At 63.9% G+C, this 20,752-nt stretch carries 21 protein-coding genes; 8 read left to right on the forward strand and 13 right to left on the reverse strand.

Features of this window, described 5'->3' with window-relative positions; translation table 11 throughout:
* Positions 1 to 57: 57 nt before the first annotated feature.
* Entirely contained in the window at positions 58 to 1,086 is a 1,029-nt protein-coding gene (locus tag AB3G31_RS06695) for a two-component system response regulator (protein ID WP_367849413.1), read from the reverse strand.
* Positions 1,083 to 4,427 (reverse strand): PAS domain-containing protein, encoded by a 3,345-nt coding sequence (locus tag AB3G31_RS06700; protein WP_367849414.1) that lies wholly within the window; start codon positions 4,425 to 4,427, stop codon positions 1,083 to 1,085. The genes AB3G31_RS06695 and AB3G31_RS06700 overlap by 4 nt, the downstream gene beginning before the upstream one ends.
* A gap of 515 nt (positions 4,428 to 4,942) precedes the next feature.
* On the opposite strand from AB3G31_RS06700, the gene AB3G31_RS06705 reads away from it, so the two are divergent.
* The 4 genes from AB3G31_RS06705 to AB3G31_RS06720 are packed head-to-tail and all read left to right on the forward strand — an operon-like array spanning position 4,943 to position 7,798.
* Entirely contained in the window at positions 4,943 to 5,821 is an 879-nt protein-coding gene (locus AB3G31_RS06705) for a transglutaminase family protein (protein ID WP_367849415.1), read from the forward strand.
* A gap of 53 nt (positions 5,822 to 5,874) precedes the next feature.
* Positions 5,875 to 6,252: a DUF4398 domain-containing protein gene (locus AB3G31_RS06710; protein WP_367849416.1), complete on the forward strand. Its 378-nt coding sequence runs from the start codon at positions 5,875 to 5,877 to the stop codon at positions 6,250 to 6,252.
* Between the two features lie 16 nt (positions 6,253 to 6,268).
* Positions 6,269 to 7,198, forward strand: a complete 930-nt coding sequence (locus AB3G31_RS06715; RefSeq protein ID WP_367849417.1) for an OmpA family protein — start codon at positions 6,269 to 6,271, stop codon at positions 7,196 to 7,198.
* 9 nt (positions 7,199 to 7,207) lie between these two features.
* Positions 7,208 to 7,798 (forward strand): BON domain-containing protein, encoded by a 591-nt coding sequence (locus tag AB3G31_RS06720; protein WP_367849418.1) that lies wholly within the window; start codon positions 7,208 to 7,210, stop codon positions 7,796 to 7,798.
* A gap of 128 nt (positions 7,799 to 7,926) precedes the next feature.
* Here the strand turns inward: AB3G31_RS06720 and AB3G31_RS06725 are convergent, their stop codons facing one another.
* From AB3G31_RS06725 to AB3G31_RS06745, 5 genes are read right to left on the reverse strand one after another with little or no spacing between them, the layout of a single operon-like run.
* On the reverse strand, positions 7,927 to 8,418 hold the full coding sequence (locus AB3G31_RS06725) for a dihydrofolate reductase (RefSeq protein WP_367849419.1): 492 nt from the start codon (positions 8,416 to 8,418) through the stop codon (positions 7,927 to 7,929).
* Positions 8,415 to 9,224 (reverse strand): thymidylate synthase, encoded by an 810-nt coding sequence (locus tag AB3G31_RS06730; protein WP_367849420.1) that lies wholly within the window; start codon positions 9,222 to 9,224, stop codon positions 8,415 to 8,417. The genes AB3G31_RS06725 and AB3G31_RS06730 overlap by 4 nt, the downstream gene beginning before the upstream one ends.
* Before the next feature lie 36 nt (positions 9,225 to 9,260).
* On the reverse strand, positions 9,261 to 9,488 hold the full coding sequence (locus AB3G31_RS06735; RefSeq protein ID WP_367849421.1) for a type II toxin-antitoxin system CcdA family antitoxin: 228 nt from the start codon (positions 9,486 to 9,488) through the stop codon (positions 9,261 to 9,263).
* 12 nt (positions 9,489 to 9,500) lie between these two features.
* Positions 9,501 to 10,928 carry an FAD-binding oxidoreductase gene (locus AB3G31_RS06740; RefSeq protein ID WP_367849422.1) on the reverse strand — a complete coding sequence of 476 codons (1,428 nt, stop codon included), beginning with the start codon at positions 10,926 to 10,928 and terminating at the stop codon, positions 9,501 to 9,503.
* A 15-nt stretch (positions 10,929 to 10,943) separates the two neighbouring features.
* Positions 10,944 to 11,324 (reverse strand): DUF2069 domain-containing protein, encoded by a 381-nt coding sequence (locus AB3G31_RS06745; RefSeq protein ID WP_367849423.1) that lies wholly within the window; start codon positions 11,322 to 11,324, stop codon positions 10,944 to 10,946.
* Positions 11,325 to 11,345: 21 nt separating this feature from the next.
* Between AB3G31_RS06745 and AB3G31_RS06750 the strand changes: the two genes are divergently transcribed.
* Positions 11,346 to 12,593, forward strand: a complete 1,248-nt coding sequence (locus AB3G31_RS06750) for a YihY family inner membrane protein (RefSeq protein WP_367849424.1) — start codon at positions 11,346 to 11,348, stop codon at positions 12,591 to 12,593.
* A gap of 5 nt (positions 12,594 to 12,598) precedes the next feature.
* On the opposite strand, the gene AB3G31_RS06755 is transcribed toward AB3G31_RS06750, so the two are convergent.
* The gene (locus AB3G31_RS06755) at positions 12,599 to 13,558 is read right to left on the reverse strand and encodes a diguanylate cyclase (RefSeq protein ID WP_367849425.1); all 960 of its coding nucleotides are present in this window, start codon (positions 13,556 to 13,558) and stop codon (positions 12,599 to 12,601) included.
* 151 nt (positions 13,559 to 13,709) lie between these two features.
* Positions 13,710 to 14,378 carry a phosphatase PAP2 family protein gene (locus AB3G31_RS06760; protein ID WP_367849426.1) on the reverse strand — a complete coding sequence of 223 codons (669 nt, stop codon included), beginning with the start codon at positions 14,376 to 14,378 and terminating at the stop codon, positions 13,710 to 13,712.
* Between the two features lie 144 nt (positions 14,379 to 14,522).
* Between AB3G31_RS06760 and AB3G31_RS06765 the strand changes: the two genes are divergently transcribed.
* Complete coding sequence (locus tag AB3G31_RS06765; protein WP_367849427.1) at positions 14,523 to 14,975, forward strand: CBS domain-containing protein; 453 nt, start codon at positions 14,523 to 14,525, stop codon at positions 14,973 to 14,975.
* A gap of 163 nt (positions 14,976 to 15,138) precedes the next feature.
* Here AB3G31_RS06765 and AB3G31_RS06770 read toward each other — a convergent pair whose 3' ends face one another.
* The gene (locus AB3G31_RS06770; protein WP_367849428.1) at positions 15,139 to 16,362 is read right to left on the reverse strand and encodes a polyhydroxyalkanoate depolymerase; all 1,224 of its coding nucleotides are present in this window, start codon (positions 16,360 to 16,362) and stop codon (positions 15,139 to 15,141) included.
* Positions 16,363 to 16,543: 181 nt separating this feature from the next.
* Here AB3G31_RS06770 and AB3G31_RS06775 point away from each other — a divergent pair, with 181 nt between their 5' ends.
* Entirely contained in the window at positions 16,544 to 17,200 is a 657-nt protein-coding gene (locus AB3G31_RS06775) for a glutathione S-transferase (RefSeq protein ID WP_367849429.1), read from the forward strand.
* 48 nt (positions 17,201 to 17,248) lie between these two features.
* Here AB3G31_RS06775 and AB3G31_RS06780 read toward each other — a convergent pair whose 3' ends face one another.
* Positions 17,249 to 17,671, reverse strand: coding sequence for a cupin domain-containing protein (locus AB3G31_RS06780; protein ID WP_367849430.1), 423 nt, complete (start codon positions 17,669 to 17,671; stop codon positions 17,249 to 17,251).
* 111 nt (positions 17,672 to 17,782) lie between these two features.
* Here AB3G31_RS06780 and aroC point away from each other — a divergent pair, with 111 nt between their 5' ends.
* Positions 17,783 to 18,880, forward strand: coding sequence for a chorismate synthase (gene aroC / locus AB3G31_RS06785; RefSeq protein ID WP_367849431.1), 1,098 nt, complete (start codon positions 17,783 to 17,785; stop codon positions 18,878 to 18,880).
* Between the two features lie 66 nt (positions 18,881 to 18,946).
* On the opposite strand, the gene AB3G31_RS06790 is transcribed toward aroC, so the two are convergent.
* Positions 18,947 to 19,870, reverse strand: a complete 924-nt coding sequence (locus tag AB3G31_RS06790) for an NAD-dependent epimerase/dehydratase family protein (RefSeq protein ID WP_367849432.1) — start codon at positions 19,868 to 19,870, stop codon at positions 18,947 to 18,949.
* Positions 19,863 to 20,744 (reverse strand): glycosyltransferase family 2 protein, encoded by an 882-nt coding sequence (locus AB3G31_RS06795; RefSeq protein ID WP_367850303.1) that lies wholly within the window; start codon positions 20,742 to 20,744, stop codon positions 19,863 to 19,865. Before AB3G31_RS06795 ends, AB3G31_RS06790 begins: the two co-directional genes overlap by 8 nt.
* Between the last annotated feature and the right edge of the window lie 8 nt (positions 20,745 to 20,752).

Here is a 20,752-nt window from a genome sequence, read left to right on the forward strand (position 1 = left end):
GCCCAGCGGGTGCGGCCGGTCTGGCAGATGCCATGCCTTTTGGGTGTCGGATGCGGCCTACGCGGTGGCCGCAACATGGTGTTCGGGCGCGGTGGTTTCGGCCCAGCGGTCTTTCACCTCCAGGATCTCGGGCAGGTGTTCCAGGAACAGCGCCACCAGGGCGGGGTCGAAGTGCTTGCCGCTTTGGGCGCGCAGCAGGTCCAGCGCGGCCTCTACCGTCCAGGAGGCTTTGTAAGGGCGCGCGCTGGTGAGGGCGTCAAACACATCGGCGATGGCGGCAATGCGCCCGGCGATCGGGATGGCGGTGCCGGCCAGCCCGTGCGGGTAGCCGCTGCCGTCCCACTTTTCGTGGTGGGAGATGGCGACTTCGTGGGCCACCTGCATCAGGCCGGGCGGGTGGGTGCCCAGAATGTCGGCCCCGATCTGGCTGTGGGTGCGCATGACGGCCCATTCCTCGGCGGTCAACGCGCCTTTTTTCAGCAGCACCGCGTCGGGGATGCCGATCTTGCCGACGTCGTGCATGGGCGCGGCGTTGAACAGGTTTTCCACATCGGCCGGGCCCAGGCCTGCGGCTTCCCCGAGGATGCGCGAAAAGTAGCTCATGCGGATCACGTGCATGCCGGTTTCGTTGTCTTTGAATTCTGCGGCCAGGCCCAGGCGGCGGATGATCTCCAGCCGGGTGTCGCGCAGCGCGTCGATCTGCACCAGCGACAGGTGGGCGCGCACACGGGCTTTGACGATGGCCGGGCTGGCCGGTTTGGTGAGGTAGTCCACCGCGCCCACGGCAAAGCCCTTGGCTTCGTCCTCGGTGTCGGTCAGCGTGCTGACGAAGATCACCGGGATGTGGCGCAGGGAGGGCTCGCGTTTCAGGGCTTCGCAGACCTCGTAGCCGGTCATGCCGGGCATCATGATGTCCAGCAGCACCAGGTCGGGGCGCTCGCTATGGGCCAGCTCCAGGGCCTTGGGGCCGTTTTTGGCAAACACCAGGCGGTAGTCGTCCTGCAGCACGTGGCGCAGCATTTGCAGATTGGTGGCTTCGTCGTCCACCACCAGTATTTTGGCGCGGTTGTCTGCGGGCGGGGTCATGGCGTGGGTTCCTCGGCGTAGGGGGCTGGTTCCTGCAGCAGGGTGGCCAGAAGCTGCTGCGCAGTGTCAAATTCAAAGGCCATCAAGGCCGACTCCAGTGCGGCCAGGTGCGCTCCCTGTCCGGCACCGCGCAGGGCCTGGCCCAGCTGCGCCAGGGTGGCTTCGTCCAGGGTGTTGCGCCGGGTGGCCTGCAGCAGGGTGCGGGCCAGCGGCTGGAAGGACTTGGCCGGGGCGGCCCAGGTGCCTGGCAAGGGGGCGGGTTCGGTGTCGCCGTCGTTCAGGTCCCGGTCGATGGCGGCCATGGCGGCCGATACGCCTTCCAGCGCCCGCCGGGCCTGCTCCGTGTGGCCGGATGCCAGCGCCTCTTCCAGCATGCGGGCGCTGTGCAGCAGGGTGTGCAGACACAGGTTGCCCGCTGCGCCACGCAGGCGGTGGGCCAGGTGGCGCGCGGCTTCCGGGTCTTGGTGCTGTAGCAGGGCCGCCAATTGGGCGGGTACCGACTGGTTTTCGTCCAGAAAGCGGCGGATGGCCTGGGCCAGCGTGGCGCCATTGCCCCACAGGTCGGTGCCGCGCTCCCAATCGATGGCGCTGCCCGGGCTTTGGGCCTGCCGGATCGCCTGGGTGGTGGCACCCTCGGCCTCGGGCAGCTGGATGCCCATGACGCGGGCGATCTCGGCCACCAGCTGTGGCAGATCGATGGGCTTGCTGGCAAAGCCGTTCATTCCCGCCACCTGGGTGGCACGGCGGTCTTCTTCCATCACGCTGGCCGTCAGCGCCACGATGGGGGTGGGGCGCAGCTTGCGGGCTTGTTCCAGCGCGCGCATGCGGCGGGTGGCCTCCAGCCCGTCCACACCGGGCATTTGCACGTCCATCAGCACCACGTCAAAGGTGTGCGCCAAGAAGGCCTGCACCGCCTCGACGCCGCCGGTAGCGGTGGTCACCCGGTGCCCGATACGGCCCAGCGACAGCGACAGCAGCTCCAGGTTTTGCGGTACGTCGTCCACCGCCAGAATGTGCAGAGCGGGCAGCTCGTACAGCAGCATGTCGTGCACCGGCTCCACCGGCTGCCCCGGCGGCAAAGGCAGGCGCACGTGGAAGGTGCTGCCCGCCCCCAGGGTGCTTTCGACCTGCAGCTGTCCGTCCATCAGCTCCACCAGCTGCCGCGCAATCGTGGTGCCCAGGCCGGTGCCGCCAAAACGGCGGCTCATGGAGGCATCGGCCTGCGAGAACGGGTCGAAGATCTTGTCGATCCGGTCCTTGGCGATGCCAATGCCGGTGTCGGCCACGGCGATGTGCACCATGCCCAGATCCTGTTGCACCGTGACATGCACCGACCCCACCTGGGTGAACTTGACGGCATTGCCCAGCAGGTTGTTCAGCACCTGCAGCACCCGCATGGCGTCGCCCCGGAAGAACTCGGGCAGGGTGGGCGCGTAGTGCACCTCCAGGTCCAGGCCCTTGTTTTCGGCGGTCAGGCGCTGGGCATCGGCGGCCTCGCAGACCAGGGCCTTGAGGGAGAAGTCCTTGTGCTCCAGCTCCACCGCGCCTTTCTCCAGCTTGGCGGTGTCGAGGATGTCATTGAGCAATCGCAGCAGCGAGCGGGCCGATTGCCGCACCGTGGTCATGTGGCGGCGCTGCAATTGGTCCAGGTCGGTGCCCAGCAGCAGCTCGGTGAAGCCGATGATGGCGTTCATTGGCGTGCGGATCTCATGGCTCATATTGGCCAGGAAGCTGGTTTTGGCCTGCACCGCGATTTCGGCACTGTGGTGGGCTTCGCGCAGCTCGGCTTCCATGGTGTGGCGTTCGTGGATGTCCATGATGAAGGCATCCACCCACAGCGCCTGGCCTTGCGGGTTGTAGGTGGCGCTGCCACAACTCCATACCCAGCGGTAGCTGCCATCGTGGTAGCGCAAGCGGAATTCGATGGAGTAGGTGGTGTGGTCGGCAATGGCCTGGGTCATGATGGGCAGCAGCGTGGGCAGGTCATCGGGGTGGACCAGGCTGGCCAGGTCGACGCTGCCAGACACAAAGTCTGCGGCCGCATAGCCGGTAAAGGTTTCCACCGCATCGCTGACGAACTGGGTGCTCCATGCGTCTCGGATGATGACCCGCAAGGCGATGCCGGGGAGGCTGCGGACCAGCGAGGTGATCTGCGCCTGGCTGGCATCCAGGGCGTTCTCTATCGTCTTGCGCGCGGTGATGTCGGTCATCAGGCCGTCCAGCCACAGGGGTGTGCCGTGGGTGTCGAGCACCACGCCACCGCGCGACATTACCCAGCGCACACTGCCGTCGCGGTGCACCAGCCGGTATTCCATTTGGTAGGGCTTGTGCGTGACCTGGGCCTGGCGGATGACTTTTTGGACCCTGGCTGCGTCTTCCGGGTGGATCTGGTCCCAGAAGTCGTGCCCATCGGCCAGGCACTCCTGCGCCGACCAGCCGGTAATGGCCAGCGCACCGTCGCTGACAAACACCAGCGCACGCGAATGGAGCCGCCGCCGGTAGGCCAGGCCGGGGATGTTGAGCAGCAGCGACGCGTACTGGGACTCGCTGGCCGCCAGCTGCTGGTAGAGGGTGCGGTAGCGCAGCAGCAGGTTGCTGATGGCGGCCACCGCGATGGTGCCCAGTACGGTGGCCAGGGTGATTTCCAGCGCGTGGGAGTGCGCGCCCGGAACGGTGGGCCTTGGCACAAAGCCCTGCGCCACGCTGAACTGTGTCGCCGCGATGCCCAGGTAATGCATGGCCACGGCGGCCATGCCCAGCAGGCTGCCGCTGAGCACCACGGTATGGCCCCTGGCGTACGGGCCGCGGTGCGATCCAAACCGGACCCATAGCCCCGCGATCGACAACGCGGTGGCCACGGCCAGCGGCAGCAGCACTCCACCCAGGGTGTAGTGCTGCTGGGGCTCCATTTGCATGGCGGCCATGGCGCCGTAGTGCATGGCCGCCATGCCACAGCCCATCCACACGCCCGCCCGCCCGATCTGCCGGGTGCCCGTGTGGGCACGGGCGACCAGGTCCAGGGTGCGCCACGCGGCCAACAGGGCGGGTAACAGCGCCAACAGGGAATAGCCGAGGTGGTATTGCACCGGGGTGTGCAAGTCAAAGCCCAGCATGCCGACGAAGTGCAGGGCCCAGAGGCCACCCCCCAGCGCCACCGAACCCGACAGCAGCGCCAGGCGGCGGTGCATGGGCTCTGTCCAGGTGCGTGCAATGCCGGCAATGTGCATCGCCATGCAGGCGGTAACGATGGCAATACCCACCGCCAGCGCTGTGTGCCAAAGGTCTTGGCTGCCCTGCAAAAGCAGGGCCGAGCTGGGCGGTGGAACCAAAAATAACGGCATACAAAGTGTATTTTGTTTGCGAATAAATCGTGATATTTGCGCGGTATACGAAATATTCTGCGCCAACGGCCCCCACTTGGATAGCACACGAACCGGAAACGAGGCATAGGTTTTTGTAACAAAAATCTTGTATACCAACGAGCTTTTAAGAGAACGGCCCCGGCGGCCAATGTGCCGGTTTTTTTCAGTTGGATACTTTTTGGCACCCAGCGCAGCTTGGGTGCGCTGGTGCAGCTATCAAAAACATAGTGCGGAATGACGGGCCTGTATACGAGCGCAACGGGCCCCGCGCGGGGAGGCCGCCCGCCCGGTGTGTCGCAGGCCCCCAACACCGAAACCGGGGCGGCTGAGCCTGCTGCGGCCCCCGGGCATGTAGGAGGATGCCGATTGCCACGGCGCTGTTCCGTCCTACTGCCGATTGCGCGGGTGTCTGCTGGGCCGGATGGGGGGGTATTTCTACACTGAACCCAGTTACAGATTCACCTTGGAGCCTCCGCTTCACCCCAGGACCCGCTATGGTTAGATTGAAATTTTCGATAGGACTGAACTATGCAATCGCCGCCCCCGGCTGCGACTTCATCTTCAGCATCCACGCCGCGCAAACGCCGCACCAGACCGTGGTGAACGAACTGCTGCAGATCAGCCAGCCGGTGCAGTCCAACATCTACACCGACCCCTTCACCCACACCCGCTTTCTGCGCTTCCATGCGGCGGCAGGCCCGCTGGCCGTGCACTACGGCGCAATCGTCGACCTGGCGCACTTCACCGCATTGCCCGAGACCATTCCCGAAGTACTGGTGGCCAATCTGCCCGGTGCCGTGCTGCCTTACCTGGTCCCCAGCCGGTACTGCCCGTCGGACCGCCTGCACCGCCTGGCGGTGAAAGAGTTTGGCCATCTGCCGCAGGGCTACAGCCGGGTGCAGGCCATCCGCGACTGGGTGACCGCGCGGGTGTCGTTCCAGTCCAATACCTCCAATGGCAACACCACCGCCATCGACACCCTGGTCGACCGGGTGGGCGTGTGCCGCGACTTTGCGCACCTGATGATTTCGCTGTGCCGCGCCGTGAATATTCCCGCCCGCTTTGCGTCCGGTATCGACTTTGGCGCCGATCCGTCGCTGGGCCCCTCCGACTTCCATGCCTACGTGGAGGTGTTCCTGGGCGACCGCTGGTACATCTTTGATGCCTCGGGGCTGGCCATTCCCATGGGCTTTGTGCGCCTGGGCACGGGCCGCGATGCAGCCGATGCGGCCTTCGCCACCATGTTTGGCGGCGTGACCGGCTCTGCGCCGGTGGTGCAGATCGAGGCGATTCCCAATGCCGAGGGCGTACTGGTGCAACCGGTGCCGGTAGCGCATGGCCTGTCCACCGACGGGCAGACCCAGGCTTTTTGATTTTCAGGGCCGGCGAAGCGCGCAGGCTTTTTACTTTTCCACAGGAGACTTTTATGAATAAAAACACTTGGGCTTTGGCCTTGAGCGCTACCGCACTGGGCTTGCTGGTAGGTTGCAGCAGCATGAAAACCCCCGCCACCGCCAACGTGGCCGTGTCCAAGGCCGCGGTCGACAGCGCCGTGGGCGCAGGCGGCGCGGAATTTGCCCCACTGGAGATGGACTCGGCCCGCACCAAGATGGCCGCCGCCAACAAGGCTTTGGCCAACAAGAATTACAAACTGGCCGCCACCCTGGCCAATGAAGCCGAGGCCGATGCCAAGCTGGCCCAGGGCAAGGCCAACAGCGCCAAAGCCCAGGCCGCCGCCGATGCGCTGCAGGACAACCTGCGGGTACTGCGCGAAGAGCTCGACCGCGCCAGCAAAACCAATTAATCCAGGCTTATAAAAAATGAAAAATCTCTACACCCCCCTCGCACTCGCCGTAGCCGTCTTGCTGGGCGCTTGCAGCTCCCTGCCCACCAGCACCACGCTGCTGGACCAAACCCACAGCGACTACCGCATGGCCCAGGCCAGCCCCAACGTGAACCGCTACGCCCCGCTGGAACTCAAGCAGGCCGGTGAAGCTTTGGCCCGCGCCGATGCCTCGGCCAACGACAAGGACAAGCCCGCCAAGGTGGATGAGCTGGCCTACCTGGCCCGGCAAAAAATTGCCCTGACGCAAGAAGTTGCCCAGCAAAAGTTCGCCGAAGCCGAAGTGCTGCGCACCGGCAAGGAATCCGACCAGTTGCGCCTGCAGCAGCGCTCGAACGAGGCCGACATGGCCAAGGCCAAGGCCGTGGCCGCCCAGCAGGAGGCCATGGTCGCCCAGGGCGATGCCGCCGATGCCCAGCGCAAAGCCGCCGAAGCACAGCGTAGCAACGACGAAGCGCGCCGGATTGCGCAAGAAGCACAGGCCCGTAACGCCCAGCTCGAAGCCCAGTTGGCCGACCTGGCCGCCAAGAAGACCGAGCGCGGCATGGTCATTACCCTGGGCGACGTGCTGTTTGGCACCGACCAGGCCCGCCTGACCCCGGAAGGCCTGCGCACCGCCCAGAAGCTGGCCGACGTGTTGCAGCAAAACCCGCTGCGCAAGGTGCTGGTCGAAGGCTTTACCGACAGCACCGGCGGCAGCGCCCACAACCAGGAGCTGTCAGACCGCCGCGCGGCTGCCGTGCGCACCGCCCTGGCCAGCATGGGCATTGCCAGCGACCGTATTGCCACCCGGGGCTATGGCGAAGCCTACCCCGTGGCAGGCAACGACACCGCCCAGAGCCGCCAGATGAACCGCCGCGTCGAGATTGTGTTGTCCGATGAAAACGGCAAGACCGTGCAACGCTAGGAGAGCCATATGCAAAAGACACCTTTTGAATATTTCGCCGCCATCGCCCTGGTGAGCGCCCTGTCCCTGTCCATCGTGGGCTGCAGCAAGCCGGTGGAAACCGCCTCCAGCACGCCCGCGGCACCGGCAGCCAGCACCACCGTGGGCACCGAGATCGACGACACCGTGGTCACCGCCAGCGTCAAGTCGGCCCTGCTGGCCGATGCGGACGTGAAGAGCGTGGACGTGAAGGTCGAAACCCGCAAGGGCGAGGTCATGCTCAGCGGCTTCGTGGACAACCTGGCCCAGATCGAGCGCGCCACCGCTGTGGCCCAGGCCGTGGCCGGTGTGAAAAGCATCGACAACAAAATGGCCCTGAAAACCGCCGACACCACCGTCGGCAACAAGGTGGACGACAGCATCGTGACCGCCCGCGTCAAGGCCGCACTGCTCAACGATGCCAGTATCAAAAGCCTGGACATCGCCGTGGTGACCCGCAAGGGCGAGGTGCAGCTCAGTGGTTTTGTGGACAACCAGGGCCAGATCGACAAAGCCCTGCAAGTCGCCAAAGCCACCGAAGACGTGAAGGCCGTGAGCAACGAGATGAGTATCAAGAAGTAGGCTTGGGGGGCGTTGCGGCGACCCCAATCTTTGCCGTCCCGGGTCTATCCAGGGACGGCTTTTTTATGGGCGTTTTAAGGCTCTAGCGCATATTCCATAAGCGCAAGCAGCTATAAAAAGCGTAGTATCTAGCTTTGGCGCAGGTAGCGCACAAAACTGAAGCCCAGCCCGGTGCTGCTGGTGTGTGCCTCGCGGCTGGCCTCGGTCCAGGCGGCGTCGAAGCGGGGGGCGAAGGCATCGCCGTCAAACGCGCTGTCGATCTCGGTGACCACCGCCGACTGCGCCAGCGGCAGGGCCTGGGCGTAGATTTCGGCCCCGCCGATCACCCAGACATCGCTGTCTGCCGGGCACAAGGCGCTGGCTTCGGCGATCGACCCGGCGCGCACGGCGCCCTCGGCCTGCCAGCCGGCCTGCCGCGTCACCACGATGTTCATCCGCCCTGGCAGGGGCCGAAACCGTGCGGGCAGCGAATCCCAGGTCTTGCGCCCCATGATGACCGGGCAGCCCAGCGTGGTCCGCTTGAAGTGCGCCATGTCTTCGGGCAGATGCCAGGGCAGGGTGCCGCGCACGCCAATCACCCCGTTTGCGGCGCGGGCGAAGATGAGGTGCAGGCGCGTCATACCGCGACCGGGGCTTTGATGGCCGGGTGGCATTGGTAGTCCAGCACCTCGAAGTCTTCGAATGCGTAGCTGAAGATGTCCGCCGGGCGGCGCTTGATGTGCAGCGTGGGGTAGGGGAAGGGCGTGCGGCTGAGCTGCTCGTTCACCTGGTCCACGTGGTTGCTGTAGATGTGGCAGTCGCCACCGGTCCAGATGAAGTCGCCCACGGCCAGGTCGCACTGCTGCGCCACCATGTGGGTGAGCAGGGCGTAGCTGGCGATGTTGAAGGGCACGCCCAAAAAGATGTCGGCGCTGCGCTGGTAGAGCTGGCAGCTCAGTTTGCCGTCGGCCACATAGAACTGGAAAAACGCGTGGCAGGGCATCAGCGCCATCTTGTCCAGCTCGGCCACGTTCCAGGCGCTGACGATGATGCGGCGGCTGTCGGGGTTGGTCTTCAGGGTCTTGATGACTTCTGCGATCTGGTCGATGTGACCGCCGTCGGGCGTGGGCCAGCTGCGCCACTGCACGCCGTACACCGGGCCCAGGCTGCCGTCTTCACGGGCCCATTCGTCCCAGATGCTCACGCCGCGCTCTTTGAGCCAGTTGTTGTCGCTGCTGCCGGTCAGGAACCACAGCAGTTCCTGGATGATGCTGCGCAGGTGCACTTTCTTGGTGGTGACCAGCGGAAAGCCTTCGTTCAGATCAAAGCGCATCTGGTGGCCAAAAACGCTGCGCGTGCCGGTGCCGGTGCGGTCGGTTTTGGCGGTGCCGGTGGTGTGCACCAGGCGCATGAAGTCTTCATACTGGGAGCGGACAGGGCGATTCATTTCGGAGGGGCGGGTAAACGTCAAATCGGAGTATGTTTAAAAGGTGCGGTACTGCGCCAAGGGAAGACCTTCAGTCGCGATGCGAGCGTTGTAGTGGTCGATGGCATTCTTGTTCTCGGCGCTCCAGCCTTCCCGGCCGATGCACTTGGCCTCGGTGCCCTGCATGGGCTCATTTGCATGCGCCGCGTCAATGGCCAGATCGTGGGCCATTGCCAGCGTTTGGGTGTTATTGCGGGAGGCCGGGGAATGGCGGGTGCGCATCATTTTAAAACCTCGCTAAAAACCCGCGTTGGCCACCTGCACCACCCGGCCCGGGTTCATCAGGTTCTGCGGGTCCAGGGCTTCCTTGATGCTGCGCATCAGCGCCATCGCCACGGGGGATTTGTAGTGCTCCAGGTGGCCCACTTTCAGGCTGCCCACGCCGTGCTCGGCCGAGATGGAGCCACCATGTGCCACCACGGCATCGAACACCAGGGTGTTGACGCGGTCTTCCTGCGTGCGCAGAAATTCGGCGGCATCGCCCGCGGCGGGGGCTTGCACGTTGTAGTGCAGGTTGCCGTCGCCCAGGTGGCCGAAGTTGACCAGGCGCACGCCGGGGATCTGCTGGGTGAGTAGGGCATCGGTGTGGCGCACGAACTCGGGGATGCGCGACACGGGAATGGAAATGTCGTGCTTGATGTTCAGCCCCTCTTCGGCCTGGGCCATGGAGATGCTTTCGCGCACATGCCACAGGGCATGGGCCTGGGCGAGGTTTTCGGCCACCACGGCATCGCTCACACAGCCTTGCTCCATGGCCAGCTCCAGCAGGTGCTCGAAGCGTTCACGGGCATGGGTTTCGGACTCGCTGTCGGAGTTTTCCAGCAGCACGCACCAGGGTGTATCGAGGTACAGCGGCACACGCTGCTGCGGGTAGTGCTTGGCCACCAGGCTCAGGGCAAACTGGCCCATCACTTCAAAGCCGGTGAGCCCCGCGCCCAGGTGCTGGTGGGCCAGGCCGAGCAGGGTGACGGCGTGGTCCAGGCTGGGCACGGCCGCCCAGGCGGTGAGGGTGGCGGCGGGCCGGGGTGCCAGCTTCATGGTGGCGGCGGTGATGATGCCCAGCGTGCCCTCGCTGCCGACAAACAGGTTGCGCAGGTCGTAGCCGGTGTTGTCCTTGCGCAGGCCGCTCAGGCCGTTCCAGATTTCGCCGTGGGCTGTGACCACTTCCAGGCCCAGGCAGAGCTCGCGGGTATTGCCATAGCGCAGCACCTGGGTGCCGCCCGCATTGGTGGCCAGGTTGCCGCCAATGGTGCAACTGCCTTCGGCCCCCAGGCTCAGGGGGAACAAAAAACCGGCTTGGTCGGCCACGTTCTGCAGGTTTTGCAGGATGCAGCCCGCCTCCACCGTCATGGTCAGGTTGGCGGCGTCTACAGCGCGCACGGCCTGCATGCGCTGCAGGCTGAGCACGATTTGCGTGCCCGAATCGTCCGGCGTGCTGCCCACCACCAGCCCGGTGTTGCCGCCCTGCGGCACGATGCTGACACCGGCCGCTGCGCAGGTTTTGACCACGGCGGCCACTTCCAAGGTGCTGCCGGGGCGCACCACGGCCAGCGATTTGCCGCGGCTGCGTTTGCGCCAGTCCAGCTCGTAGGCGCTGAGGTCGCCCTCGGTGAGCACATGGGCGGCGCCCACGGTCTGGCGCAGGCTGTCGATCAGGTCTTGCATGGTAAATCTCCAGATTTAAGCCGGTACGGCTGCCGCCTTGGCGTTTTTGAAGCGCAGCCGCACATGCATGGCGCAGGCGACAAACAGGGCCACGCACAGCAGGGCCTCGGCCAGCGCGTACCAGCGGCTGGGCGCGGCATCGCTGTAGGCGCGCACTACGCCTTCGGTAAAGTACAGCCAGACCATCAGGCTGACCCAGCGGTAGGTGTACATGCGGTTTTTCAGCAGGCCGATGAGCGGGAAGCACAGCGGCACGGCTTTCAGCGCCAGCACCACGCTGCCGGGGCGCAGGGGGGCCAGTACCAACTCCCAGGCCAGGCTCAGGGCGATCAGGCCCAAAAGGCTGCCCACGGCCAGGTTGCGGGTCCAGGAGACGGAGTGTTCAGTGGTGTTCATAGCGATGGCATCATAGCGGCCATGTCTTTGTCCCTTGCCGCCCTGTCCCAACGCTTCGACCAGTTCCTGAAAGACTTGTCCCGCTTCCCCTGGAAAACCACCGCCCACACCCTGCGCGAGCGGTTTCGCGAGGACCAGCTGGGTCTGACGGCCAGCAGCCTGACCTTCACCACCTCGCTGGCGCTGGTGCCGTTTTTTACCGTGGCGCTGGCTATCTTCACCGCCTTTCCGATGTTCAGCAAAGTGCAGGTGGTGCTGCAAAAGTGGCTGGTGCAGAGCCTGATCCCCGAGAGCATTTCCCGCCAGGTGCTGGGCTACCTGACCCAGTTTGCCAGCCAGGCCAGCAAGCTGGGGGCGGTGGGCCTGGCCCTGGTGCTGTTTACCGCACTGGCGCTGATCTTGACCATCGACCGCACGCTCAACGCCATCTGGCGCGTGCGCCGGCCCCGGCCCCTGGGCCAGCGGGTGCTGATCTACTGGGCCGGTATCACCCTGGGGCCGGTGCTGCTGGGGGCCAGCCTGGCGCTGACCTCCTACCTGATCTCCAGCTCGCAAGGCGTGGTCGATAGCCTGCCCGGCGGGGTGCGGCTGCTGTTCAGCCTGTTGCAGGTGGTGCTGCTGTCGGGCGGCATGGCGGCGCTCTACCGCTATGTGCCCAATACGCGGGTGCGCTGGGCGCATGCCTGGTCGGGCGGGGTGTTTGTGGCCGTCAGCATCGAGCTGGCCAAGCGCCTGCTGACCTACTACCTGGCGGCAGTGCCTACGTATTCGGTGGTGTACGGCGCGTTTGCCACGCTGCCCATCATGCTGATCTGGATCTACCTGGCTTGGGTCATCGTGCTGCTGGGCGCGGTGATTGCGGCCTACATGCCCAGCCTGCTGGAAGGTGTGCCGCGCCGTTCCACGCCGCACGGCTGGTCGTTTTTGCTGGCCATCGAGGTGCTGCAGCACCTGCATGCGGTGCAGGCCCGCGGCGACAAGGGCCTGAGCATGGCGCAGCTAGCCCACTCGATGCAGGTCGACACCCTGCAGCTGGAGCCGGTGCTGGCGGCCCTGGGCGGGCTGGACTGGGTGGGGCGGCTGGACGAAGCCGACCCGCTGGACACCACGGCCAAGCCCCGCGAGCCGCGCTTGGTGCTGCTGGTCAACCCCGATACCACGCTGTTGCTGCCGTTGGTCGACCAGCTGCTGCTGACCCCGGCCCCGGCGCTGGAAAATTTATGGAAAAACAGTGGCCGGCGCAGTATGTATCTGCGTGAGGTGCTCTAAAAAACCTAGCGTATCAACCCCGCACGGGATACCGTGGCAGCAGCCAGGCTGGTGGGCACAGCTTCCACCCGGTTGCGGCCCAGGTGTTTGGCACGGTAGAGCTGCTTGTCTACCGCATCCAGAAAGTCCGCCATGCTGGAATCGACGCCCGGAATGCAGGTGCCCACGCCCAGGCTGGCGGTGAGGTGGCCGAGGGGCGAGCCCTGGTGGGGTATCTGCAGCTGGGCCAGCAGGTTGCGGCAGCGCTCGGCAATTTTCAGGGCGGCCGCGGCATCGGTTTCGGTCAGCACCAGCACAAATTCTTCCCCGCCGTAGCGGCCCACAAAGTCGCGCGACCGGGTGGCGGCCGAGGCCAGGGACTGGGCGACCAGCTTCAAGGTGTCGTCGCCCTTCAAGTGGCCGTAGTGGTCGTTGTAGGGTTTGAAGAAGTCGATGTCGAGCATGATCACCGACAGCGGCTGGTGGTTGCGCCGGGCGTTGCCCCATTCGATTTCCATGATGGAGTCGAACAAGCGCCGGTTGGCAATGCCGGTCAGGCCGTCTTTGAAGGACAGCTCTTCCAGCTCTTTTTGCAGGGTGATGAGCTTTTCTTCGGTCTTCTTGCGTTCGCTGATGTCGAACATGAAGCCCACCAGCGCCTCCACCTCGCCGTCTTTGCGCACCACGTGCACCACGTCGCGGATCCATACGTAGCCACCGTCCTGGGTCAGGGCGCGGTAGTCGGCCTCGTGGTCCACCCCGGCCTGTGACTGGCTGACGCAGAAGTTGAAGGTTTCCTCGCGGTCCTCGGGGTGCATGCGGTCGGCCCAGTCCTGCGCGCTGGCCCAGCTCTCGGGGCTCCAGCCCAGCAGCGCTTCGATTTGGGGCCCGACGTAGGTGAACTTCAGGGTCTTCCAGTCGATCCGCCAGGGAATGGCCTTGGTGGATTCGAGCAGGGTCTTAAAGACTAAGGGGTCGGTGTGCATGGGGTGGAGCGCTCAAAAATCGGCAGCTTACCGCATCCCTGCAAGTTTGTAACAAGTTGTAGTAATCCCTTTGCAGCGTGCTGGTAATTTGTGAGAAATCGGCCTTCTGCGCTGATTCCATCGGCACAAGCAGCTATAAAAAAAGGAGTAATCAGGCCCCGGGCGGCGTGGGTTCCGCATGCAGGTCGGCCCGCCGAAACGGCATGTCGTGGCCAGACAGGCGCAGCGCCAGCTGCGTCACCATGTCGTGCGACCGCGACGGGGCGGCCTGCACCGGCATCACCGCCAGCCAGCCCAGCAGCGCCAGCAGCACCCAGCGGTGGGTGCGCCGCGGGTGGGGCGGAGCCAGCGTGCGCGACATACGCCACACCGTCCAGCCGCTGGCGCTGCCACCCAGGGCCAGGCCGGCCAGCACTTCGGACACCGAGTGCACCTGGATGTGGACCCGGCTCCAGCCAATCACCAGCGCCAGGGCGTAGCCCGCCAGCATCGCCCACAAAGGGGTTCCGGGCTTGCGGCTCGACTGCGCGGCCAGGCTGTAGCCCAGCACCGGATAGATGGCGGCCGAAAACATCGCGTGGCCCGAAAACCCGGTGAAGTCGAGGGCCGCAATACCCCAGCCCCAGCCGATAAAAGCCACCTTGGACAGCGTGGTAATGCCCACCGCCAACCCCAGCGGCACCAGCCACAGCATCAGCGGGCGGATGGCGCGGGTGCTGGCCAGCATCCACAGCGAGAGTGCAGCGGCCAGGGGCACCACGATGCCCATCTCGCCAAAACGGGTGATCCAATAGGGGGCTTTGGCGATGAAGAAGTCCATGGATGGATTTTATTGCAGTGCAACATGGCGCCAGCAGGGCCGCAGATACGCATTTCCTGCCGTGCCATAGGCTTTTGTGGGCTATATTGCAAGCACATCTGTCACCTATCCATCCATTGCGCTCTGCGTTACCAGGAGAACCCCATGAAAGTCAGCGACATTCTGCGTGTGAAAGGCAATACGCTCTATACCGCCAGCCCCGACGAGCCGCTTGCGACCGCCTTGGCCACGATGGCTGAGAAGGACATGGGTTCCCTGGTCATCATGTCCCATGGTGAGCTGGTTGGCATGCTGACCTTTCGCGAGGTCATCCAGTTGGTGGTGAAGAATGGCGGCAGCATCGGCACCACCCTGGTCCGCACGGCCATGGACGACCACCCCCTGACCTGCACCCCCAATACCGAGCTGGACGATGTGCGCCGCATGATGCTGGAGCGCCACGCCCGCTACATGCCGGTGATGGACCAGAAAATGCTGATGGGTGTGATCAGCTTCTACGACGTGGCCAAGGCCGTGGTGGACAGCCAGAATTTCGAAAACAAGATGCTCAAGGCCTACATCCGCGACTGGCCCGCGGGCGATGAAGAAGGCAGCTGAAGGCTGCAGTCCCCCTGGTCCGCTGATGGGTTAGGGGTCTTTTAGGGCGCTAGTGCTTATGTCTAGGGCGTGAGTAGCTACTAAATATATAGCGATTGACGGTTGACATCAACAAAAAGCCCGGCTGGTTCAGCCGGGCTTTTTGCTTGTGGTGCGATGCGGTTCAGAGCTGGTTGGCGTAGATCATGTCGCGCACGCGGGGGTAGATCTGCTGGTTCCACTTCTTGCCGCTGAACACGCCGTAGTGGCCCACGCCGGTCTGGATGTGGTGGGTGCGCTGGCTGGGGCGCACGCTGCTGGCCAGGTCCTGGGCGGCCATGGTCTGGCCGACAGAGCAGATGTCGTCGCGCTCGCCTTCCACCGTCATCAGCGCGGTGCGGCGGATGGCGGCAGGATTGACGATGCGGTCCTTGTAGGTGAGCACGCCCCGGGGCAGGTCGTAGGTCTGGAACACTTTGGCCACGGTTTCCAGGTAGAACTCGGCGGGCAGGTCGTTGACGGCCAGGTACTCGTCGTAGAAGTTGCGGATGGTGTCGGCCTTTTCGATATCGCCTTCCAGCAGGTATTTGTACATGTCTTTGAACTGGGCCTTGTGGCGGGCCGGGTTCATGCTCAAGAAGGCGCTGAGCTGGATGAAACCGGGGTACACCCGGCGCATGAAGCCCTTGTGTGGCAGTGGCACGTGGGTGATCAGGTTTTTCTCAAACCATTCGATGGGCTTGCTCACGGCCAGGGTGTTGACCCCGGTGGGGTTGATGCGGCAGTCCACCGGGCCGGCCATCAGCGTCAGGCTGCGCGGCTGGCAGGGGTTGTCGTCTTCGGCCATGATGGCCGCGGCGGCCAGTGCGGCCACGCAGGGCTGGCACACGGCCACCACATGGGTGCCCGGACCGATGGTTTCGATGAAGCGGATCATGTGCTCGGCATAGTCGTCCAGCGCAAAGCCGCCTTCGGTCAGCGGCACATCGCGGGCGTTGTGCCAGTCGGTAATGTAGACATCGTGGTCTTGCAGCAGGGTGCGCAGGGTCTCGCGCAGCAGCGTGGCAAAGTGGCCCGACAGCGGGGCGACCAGCAGCACCGGGGGCTGGCCTTCGATGTCCACTGCGTCTGCCGTGCGTTTGAAATGCAGCAGGCTGCCAAAGGGCAGGGTGAGGGTGACTTCTTCGGTCACGTCTACATCGACCTGGCCCACCTTGACCGATGTGATGCCGTAGCCGGGCCGTGAATGGGTGAGCCGCAGGCGTGAAAACACATCGCAGGCGGCGGCGATCTTGCGCACCGGGCTGTTCTCCGTGTCTTTGAACCAGAGCGACGCGCCCAAGCTTTGTGCCATCAGGCGCAGCGGAGACATCAAGTCGGACTGGAGTTGATAGGCCTGGTAGAGCATGTGTGTGGTTCCTGACTTGGTGCAGAGGTTGCACCAACGACAGGCAAGTTACGGGCCAGTTACTGTGCGCGGCCTAGAGGCGATCCTCCATTTGGTGGGGCGTACGTAGAAATACGGATTTGCATGGGCGCAGGCTCTGGCACAACCCTTGCTGAAAGCCCCACAACACAAGGAGCTACCCATGCGCAAAGCAGAGTTGACGATCAGCAGCAAAAACTACGGTGCCTGGGCTCTGCGCGGCTGGCTCGCCGCGAAGTTTGCGGGGCTAGAGTTCACCGAAAACGTGGTCTCGCCCGATGATCCGGCCATGAAGGCCGAGATGATGTTGCTGTCGTCCTCCATGCTGGTGCCCTCCTTGCAGCACAACAAGATCAAGGTCTGGGACACGCTGGCCATTGGCGAATACCTCAACGAAATCAAGCCCAAAGCCGGTTTGCTGCCCGACGACCAGGCCGCCCGCGCCCACTGCCGCGCCATCTGCGGCGAGATGCATTCCGGCTTCTCTGCGCTGCGCACGGCGCTGCCGATGAACATCAAGGCCCACTTCTCCGAATTCAAAATCTGGTCGCGCGCCCAAAGCGATATCGACCGCATCGTGGAAATCTGGAAAGAGTGCCTGGCCAACTACGGCGGCCCCTATTTGTTTGGCGAGCACGTCGGCATGGCCGATGCCATGTACGCCCCGGTGGTGACCCGCTTTTTGACCTACAACGTGGCGCTGGACCCGGTGTGCGCCGCCTACTGCCAGCGCATCATGGCCTTGCCTGCCATGCAGGAATGGGTGGCCGAGGCCATGAAAGAGCCCGAGGAAATCGACGAACTCGACGCTGAATTCTGACCAGGGCGGGGGATTGTGGGTCCCCTGCCTGCCGTCCCTGCTATTGCCTTATTTCCAGGGGGTGGATTCCGGGACATCACACACCGGCTCCACATCCACCGACTTGAAATCCGCAGGCGACACGATCTCCAGGTACTCCATGTCCGGCGAGTAGTCGAACAGGTAGTGGCGGATGCCCGGGCGCTGGTGCACACAGTCGCCGGCCTGTACCAGGGTCTCCTTGTCTTCGTACATGAAGCGCGCCCAGCCCTTGACCATGATCACGATCTGAAAGTCTGCCTCATGGCGGTGCCAGCCCGTGCCCTTTTCTGGAGCCATGTTTGCCTTCACAAGGTGCGCAATCACTTTTCCGTGCGTGGCTTCGGCAATCCCGAGGTCGCGGTACAGGAAAAAGTCGCGCAGACCTCCCGGGACAAAATCGGTATCGCCGGGTTTGACGTGGGAAAACTCGGTGGTGGTTGCTTGCAGCATGGGCCTCTCCTGGGTGGATGTAAGTGAAAACCCGCGTGGGGTGCGACGCTATAAGCATGAACTGTTCCCAACTTTGGGCGCTGCAGTCTAGGTCGGGGATAATCAGCGGCTATGAGCGGAAATACCTTCGGAACCCTATTCGCAGTCACCAACTTCGGTGAATCCCACGGCCCGGCCATTGGCTGCGTGATCGACGGCTGCCCCCCCGGCATGGCCTTGTGCGAGGCCGACATCCAGGCTGACCTGGACCGCCGCCGCCCCGGCACCAGCCGCCACGTCACCCAGCGCAACGAGCCCGACGCGGTAGAGATTTTGAGCGGCGTGTACGAGGGCAAAACCACCGGCACCCCCATCGCCCTGTTGATCCGCAATGCCGACCAGCGCAGCAAAGACTACAGCGCCATCGCCCAAAGCTTTCGTCCCGGCCACGCCGACTACACCTACTGGCATAAGTTCGGCATCCGCGACCCGCGTGGCGGTGGCCGTTCGTCCGCCCGCCTGACCGCGCCCACCGTGGCCGCCGGTGCCGTGGCCAAGAAATGGCTGGCCGAGAAATACGGCATGGTGTTTCGCGGCTGCATGACCCAGGTCGGCGACCTGGTGGTGCCGTTCGAGAGCTGGGACCACGTGCCCAAGAACCCGTTTTTTGCCCCGGTGGCCGACGTGTCGGCGCTGGAAGACTACATGGATGCCCTGCGCCACGCCCAGGATTCCTGCGGCGCGCGCATCCGCGTCACCGCCACCGGCATGCCCGTGGGCCTGGGCGAGCCGCTGTTTGACAAGCTCGACGCCGACATCGCCTTCGCCATGATGGGCCTGAACGCCGTCAAGGGCGTGGAGATTGGGGCCGGTTTTGCCAGCGTGGCCCAGCGTGGCAGCATGCACGGCGACTCGCTGTCGCCGCAGGGCTTCCGAACCAACAACGCGGGCGGTGTGCTCGGCGGCATCAGCACCGGCCAGGACCTGGAAGTCTCCATCGCCATCAAACCCACCAGCTCCATCACCACGCCGCGCGAGACCATCGACACGGCAGGCCACTACACCGAAGTCATCACCAAAGGCCGCCACGACCCCTGCGTAGGCATCCGCGCCACCCCCATCGTGGAAGCGTTGCTGGCCTTGGTGGTCATGGAGCACGCCTTGCGTCAGCGTGCGCAGAATGCCGACGTGGTGCAGGCGGTGGGGCCGATTGCGGCATCGGCAGGCTGATCCATGTGAAATAGGGCTCAATTGGGCTCAATAGGGCTCTGCTGCCCTATTGGTGAGCGTGAGCAGCTATTTATTAGATAGCAGATGGGGGCTGGAGAGAGGCCTGTTTTCCGGCTCCAGCGTGAACGCCCGGGGCTGGAAGCCAAAATCTTGTGCCGCTTCGGTGTGGTCGAACACCAGGTTGCGGTTCATCCGCTCGGCCATGGCCGCCGACCACTGGCGGTAGCGTGGCAGGCAACGCAGCAGCGTCACGGCCAGCTTGAACATCCATAGCGGCACACTCAACACGCGCGTCACCCGCCCTTGGGCTGCAAATATGCGGCCCACCATGCTGCGGTACGGCAAAGTCTCGCCCCCGGAGATGTTGTAAGCGCGGTTCGCGACGGTGGGAGACCGCAGCGCTGCAATACATGCACCGGCTACATCTGCGGCATGGATAGGTTGTCTTAAACCTTGGGCTTTGCCCAGCACCGGAAAGAACCCGAAACGCCGGACGAAACGGGCAATTTCAGACACGTTCTTGTCTTGTCCCGGCTGGTAAATAAGGGTAGGGCGCAACACCACCCATTCGATCCCTCGGCTCTCGGCCCAGGTTTGCAACTGGCTTTCTGCGTCGGCGAGTCGTTGGGCGATGGCCTGCTCCAGCGGGTCGGACGATGTATCTTTGGTGAATCGGCTGGTGGATGACAACACCACAATGCGCTGTATCCCCTGTGCTTCTAGCCAGTCGAAATGCGCTGGCAACGCAGCGATGGGGACAATACAGATCCACCAGGGAATGGGCGCAACATCGAGCGATGGGCGCGCTGGCGCCGCGGGGATGGTCTGCCAATCCACTCCTTGGCTGCCACCGGGTAAGGAGGCTTTGCGTGAAAATGCGCGGACACGCATGTTGGCTTTTACCAATTGCGACAACACACATGCGCCAACCATGCTGCTGGCACCCAACACGCCGATAGCGTGCGGTGGGGGATTTGCCGGGCTATCCATGGATCAGACCCAGCGTTTGCCCGGCACGCTTTGCCAGGTAATACGCCGCCACCATGCCAAAGCGCATCCACACGCCAGCGGCCACCAATCCCATCACCACCCCCGGGTACTGGTGGCGGAAGAATTTACGGTAAAAGCGCATCATCCCTTTGTGCTTGTGCCACTCTACAAAGATCGGTCTACTGCGGCTGCTGACGCCCAAGGCGTGCAGGATGTGCGCTGACGGTACGAAAAGGATTTTCCAGCCCGCTAGCCGAAAGCGCATGCACCAGTCCAAGTCTTCGCAGTGCAGGAAGTAACCGTCATCCCATAGGCCCACCGCGTCTACCGCTTGTCGTTTCACGAGCATGCACGCACCTGAAATGGCCTCAACGTCGATAGGATGCTGCGGTAGCGCCTGTTTATGCAGATGGAAATCAAAAAACAATTTGGGCCAGCGTTTTTCAAAACGGTTTAGGCCAAAAGCCCGTACAAAAGAACGCCAAGGCGTAGGAATGGCACGGCGCCCGCCGCCCTGTTCTGTGCCGTCCAGATTCATCAACAGGCCACCCACCATGCCTACCGAGCTGTCCCCCTGTAAAGCCGCCAGCAAATTGGCAACGGCCGTGGGCTCCAGGAAGCAATCAGGGTTCAAAAACAAGATGTAGTCGCCCTTGGCCTGCAAGTAACCGATGTTGCAGGCCGCCGCAAATCCTAGATTGGCACTGTTGCGTGTAAGAGCCAGTCGGCGGTCGGCCGAATATAGCTGGGCGCATTCGTCCATGCTTGTATCGCGCGACGCATTGTCAACCACCAACACTTCGTCCACTTGCGGCAGGGCGGAACCTACGCATTCTGCGAGAAGGCTACCCGCGTTGTAATTAACGATCACCACAGAAATCA

This window comes from Rhodoferax sp. WC2427, from assembly GCF_040822085.1.
Classification (GTDB): Bacteria; Pseudomonadota; Gammaproteobacteria; order Burkholderiales; family Burkholderiaceae_C; genus Rhodoferax_B.

Excerpts from the sequence above, each read along its gene's own strand:
- AB3G31_RS06695 (WP_367849413.1), bottom strand. The coding sequence starts at position 1,086 with ATGACCCCGCCCGCAGACAACCGCGCCAAAATACTGGTGGTGGACGAC.
- AB3G31_RS06700 (WP_367849414.1), bottom strand. The coding sequence starts at position 4,427 with ATGCCGTTATTTTTGGTTCCACCGCCCAGCTCGGCCCTGCTTTTGCAG.
- AB3G31_RS06705 (WP_367849415.1), top strand. The coding sequence starts at position 4,943 with ATGGTTAGATTGAAATTTTCGATAGGACTGAACTATGCAATCGCCGCC.
- AB3G31_RS06710 (WP_367849416.1), top strand. The coding sequence starts at position 5,875 with ATGAATAAAAACACTTGGGCTTTGGCCTTGAGCGCTACCGCACTGGGC.
- AB3G31_RS06715 (WP_367849417.1), top strand. The coding sequence starts at position 6,269 with ATGAAAAATCTCTACACCCCCCTCGCACTCGCCGTAGCCGTCTTGCTG.
- AB3G31_RS06720 (WP_367849418.1), top strand. The coding sequence starts at position 7,208 with ATGCAAAAGACACCTTTTGAATATTTCGCCGCCATCGCCCTGGTGAGC.
- AB3G31_RS06725 (WP_367849419.1), bottom strand. The coding sequence starts at position 8,418 with ATGACGCGCCTGCACCTCATCTTCGCCCGCGCCGCAAACGGGGTGATT.
- AB3G31_RS06730 (WP_367849420.1), bottom strand. The coding sequence starts at position 9,224 with ATGAATCGCCCTGTCCGCTCCCAGTATGAAGACTTCATGCGCCTGGTG.
- AB3G31_RS06735 (WP_367849421.1), bottom strand. The coding sequence starts at position 9,488 with ATGATGCGCACCCGCCATTCCCCGGCCTCCCGCAATAACACCCAAACG.
- AB3G31_RS06740 (WP_367849422.1), bottom strand. The coding sequence starts at position 10,928 with ATGCAAGACCTGATCGACAGCCTGCGCCAGACCGTGGGCGCCGCCCAT.
- AB3G31_RS06745 (WP_367849423.1), bottom strand. The coding sequence starts at position 11,324 with ATGAACACCACTGAACACTCCGTCTCCTGGACCCGCAACCTGGCCGTG.
- AB3G31_RS06750 (WP_367849424.1), top strand. The coding sequence starts at position 11,346 with ATGTCTTTGTCCCTTGCCGCCCTGTCCCAACGCTTCGACCAGTTCCTG.
- AB3G31_RS06755 (WP_367849425.1), bottom strand. The coding sequence starts at position 13,558 with ATGCACACCGACCCCTTAGTCTTTAAGACCCTGCTCGAATCCACCAAG.
- AB3G31_RS06760 (WP_367849426.1), bottom strand. The coding sequence starts at position 14,378 with ATGGACTTCTTCATCGCCAAAGCCCCCTATTGGATCACCCGTTTTGGC.
- AB3G31_RS06765 (WP_367849427.1), top strand. The coding sequence starts at position 14,523 with ATGAAAGTCAGCGACATTCTGCGTGTGAAAGGCAATACGCTCTATACC.
- AB3G31_RS06770 (WP_367849428.1), bottom strand. The coding sequence starts at position 16,362 with ATGCTCTACCAGGCCTATCAACTCCAGTCCGACTTGATGTCTCCGCTG.
- AB3G31_RS06775 (WP_367849429.1), top strand. The coding sequence starts at position 16,544 with ATGCGCAAAGCAGAGTTGACGATCAGCAGCAAAAACTACGGTGCCTGG.
- AB3G31_RS06780 (WP_367849430.1), bottom strand. The coding sequence starts at position 17,671 with ATGCTGCAAGCAACCACCACCGAGTTTTCCCACGTCAAACCCGGCGAT.
- aroC (WP_367849431.1), top strand. The coding sequence starts at position 17,783 with ATGAGCGGAAATACCTTCGGAACCCTATTCGCAGTCACCAACTTCGGT.
- AB3G31_RS06790 (WP_367849432.1), bottom strand. The coding sequence starts at position 19,870 with ATGGATAGCCCGGCAAATCCCCCACCGCACGCTATCGGCGTGTTGGGT.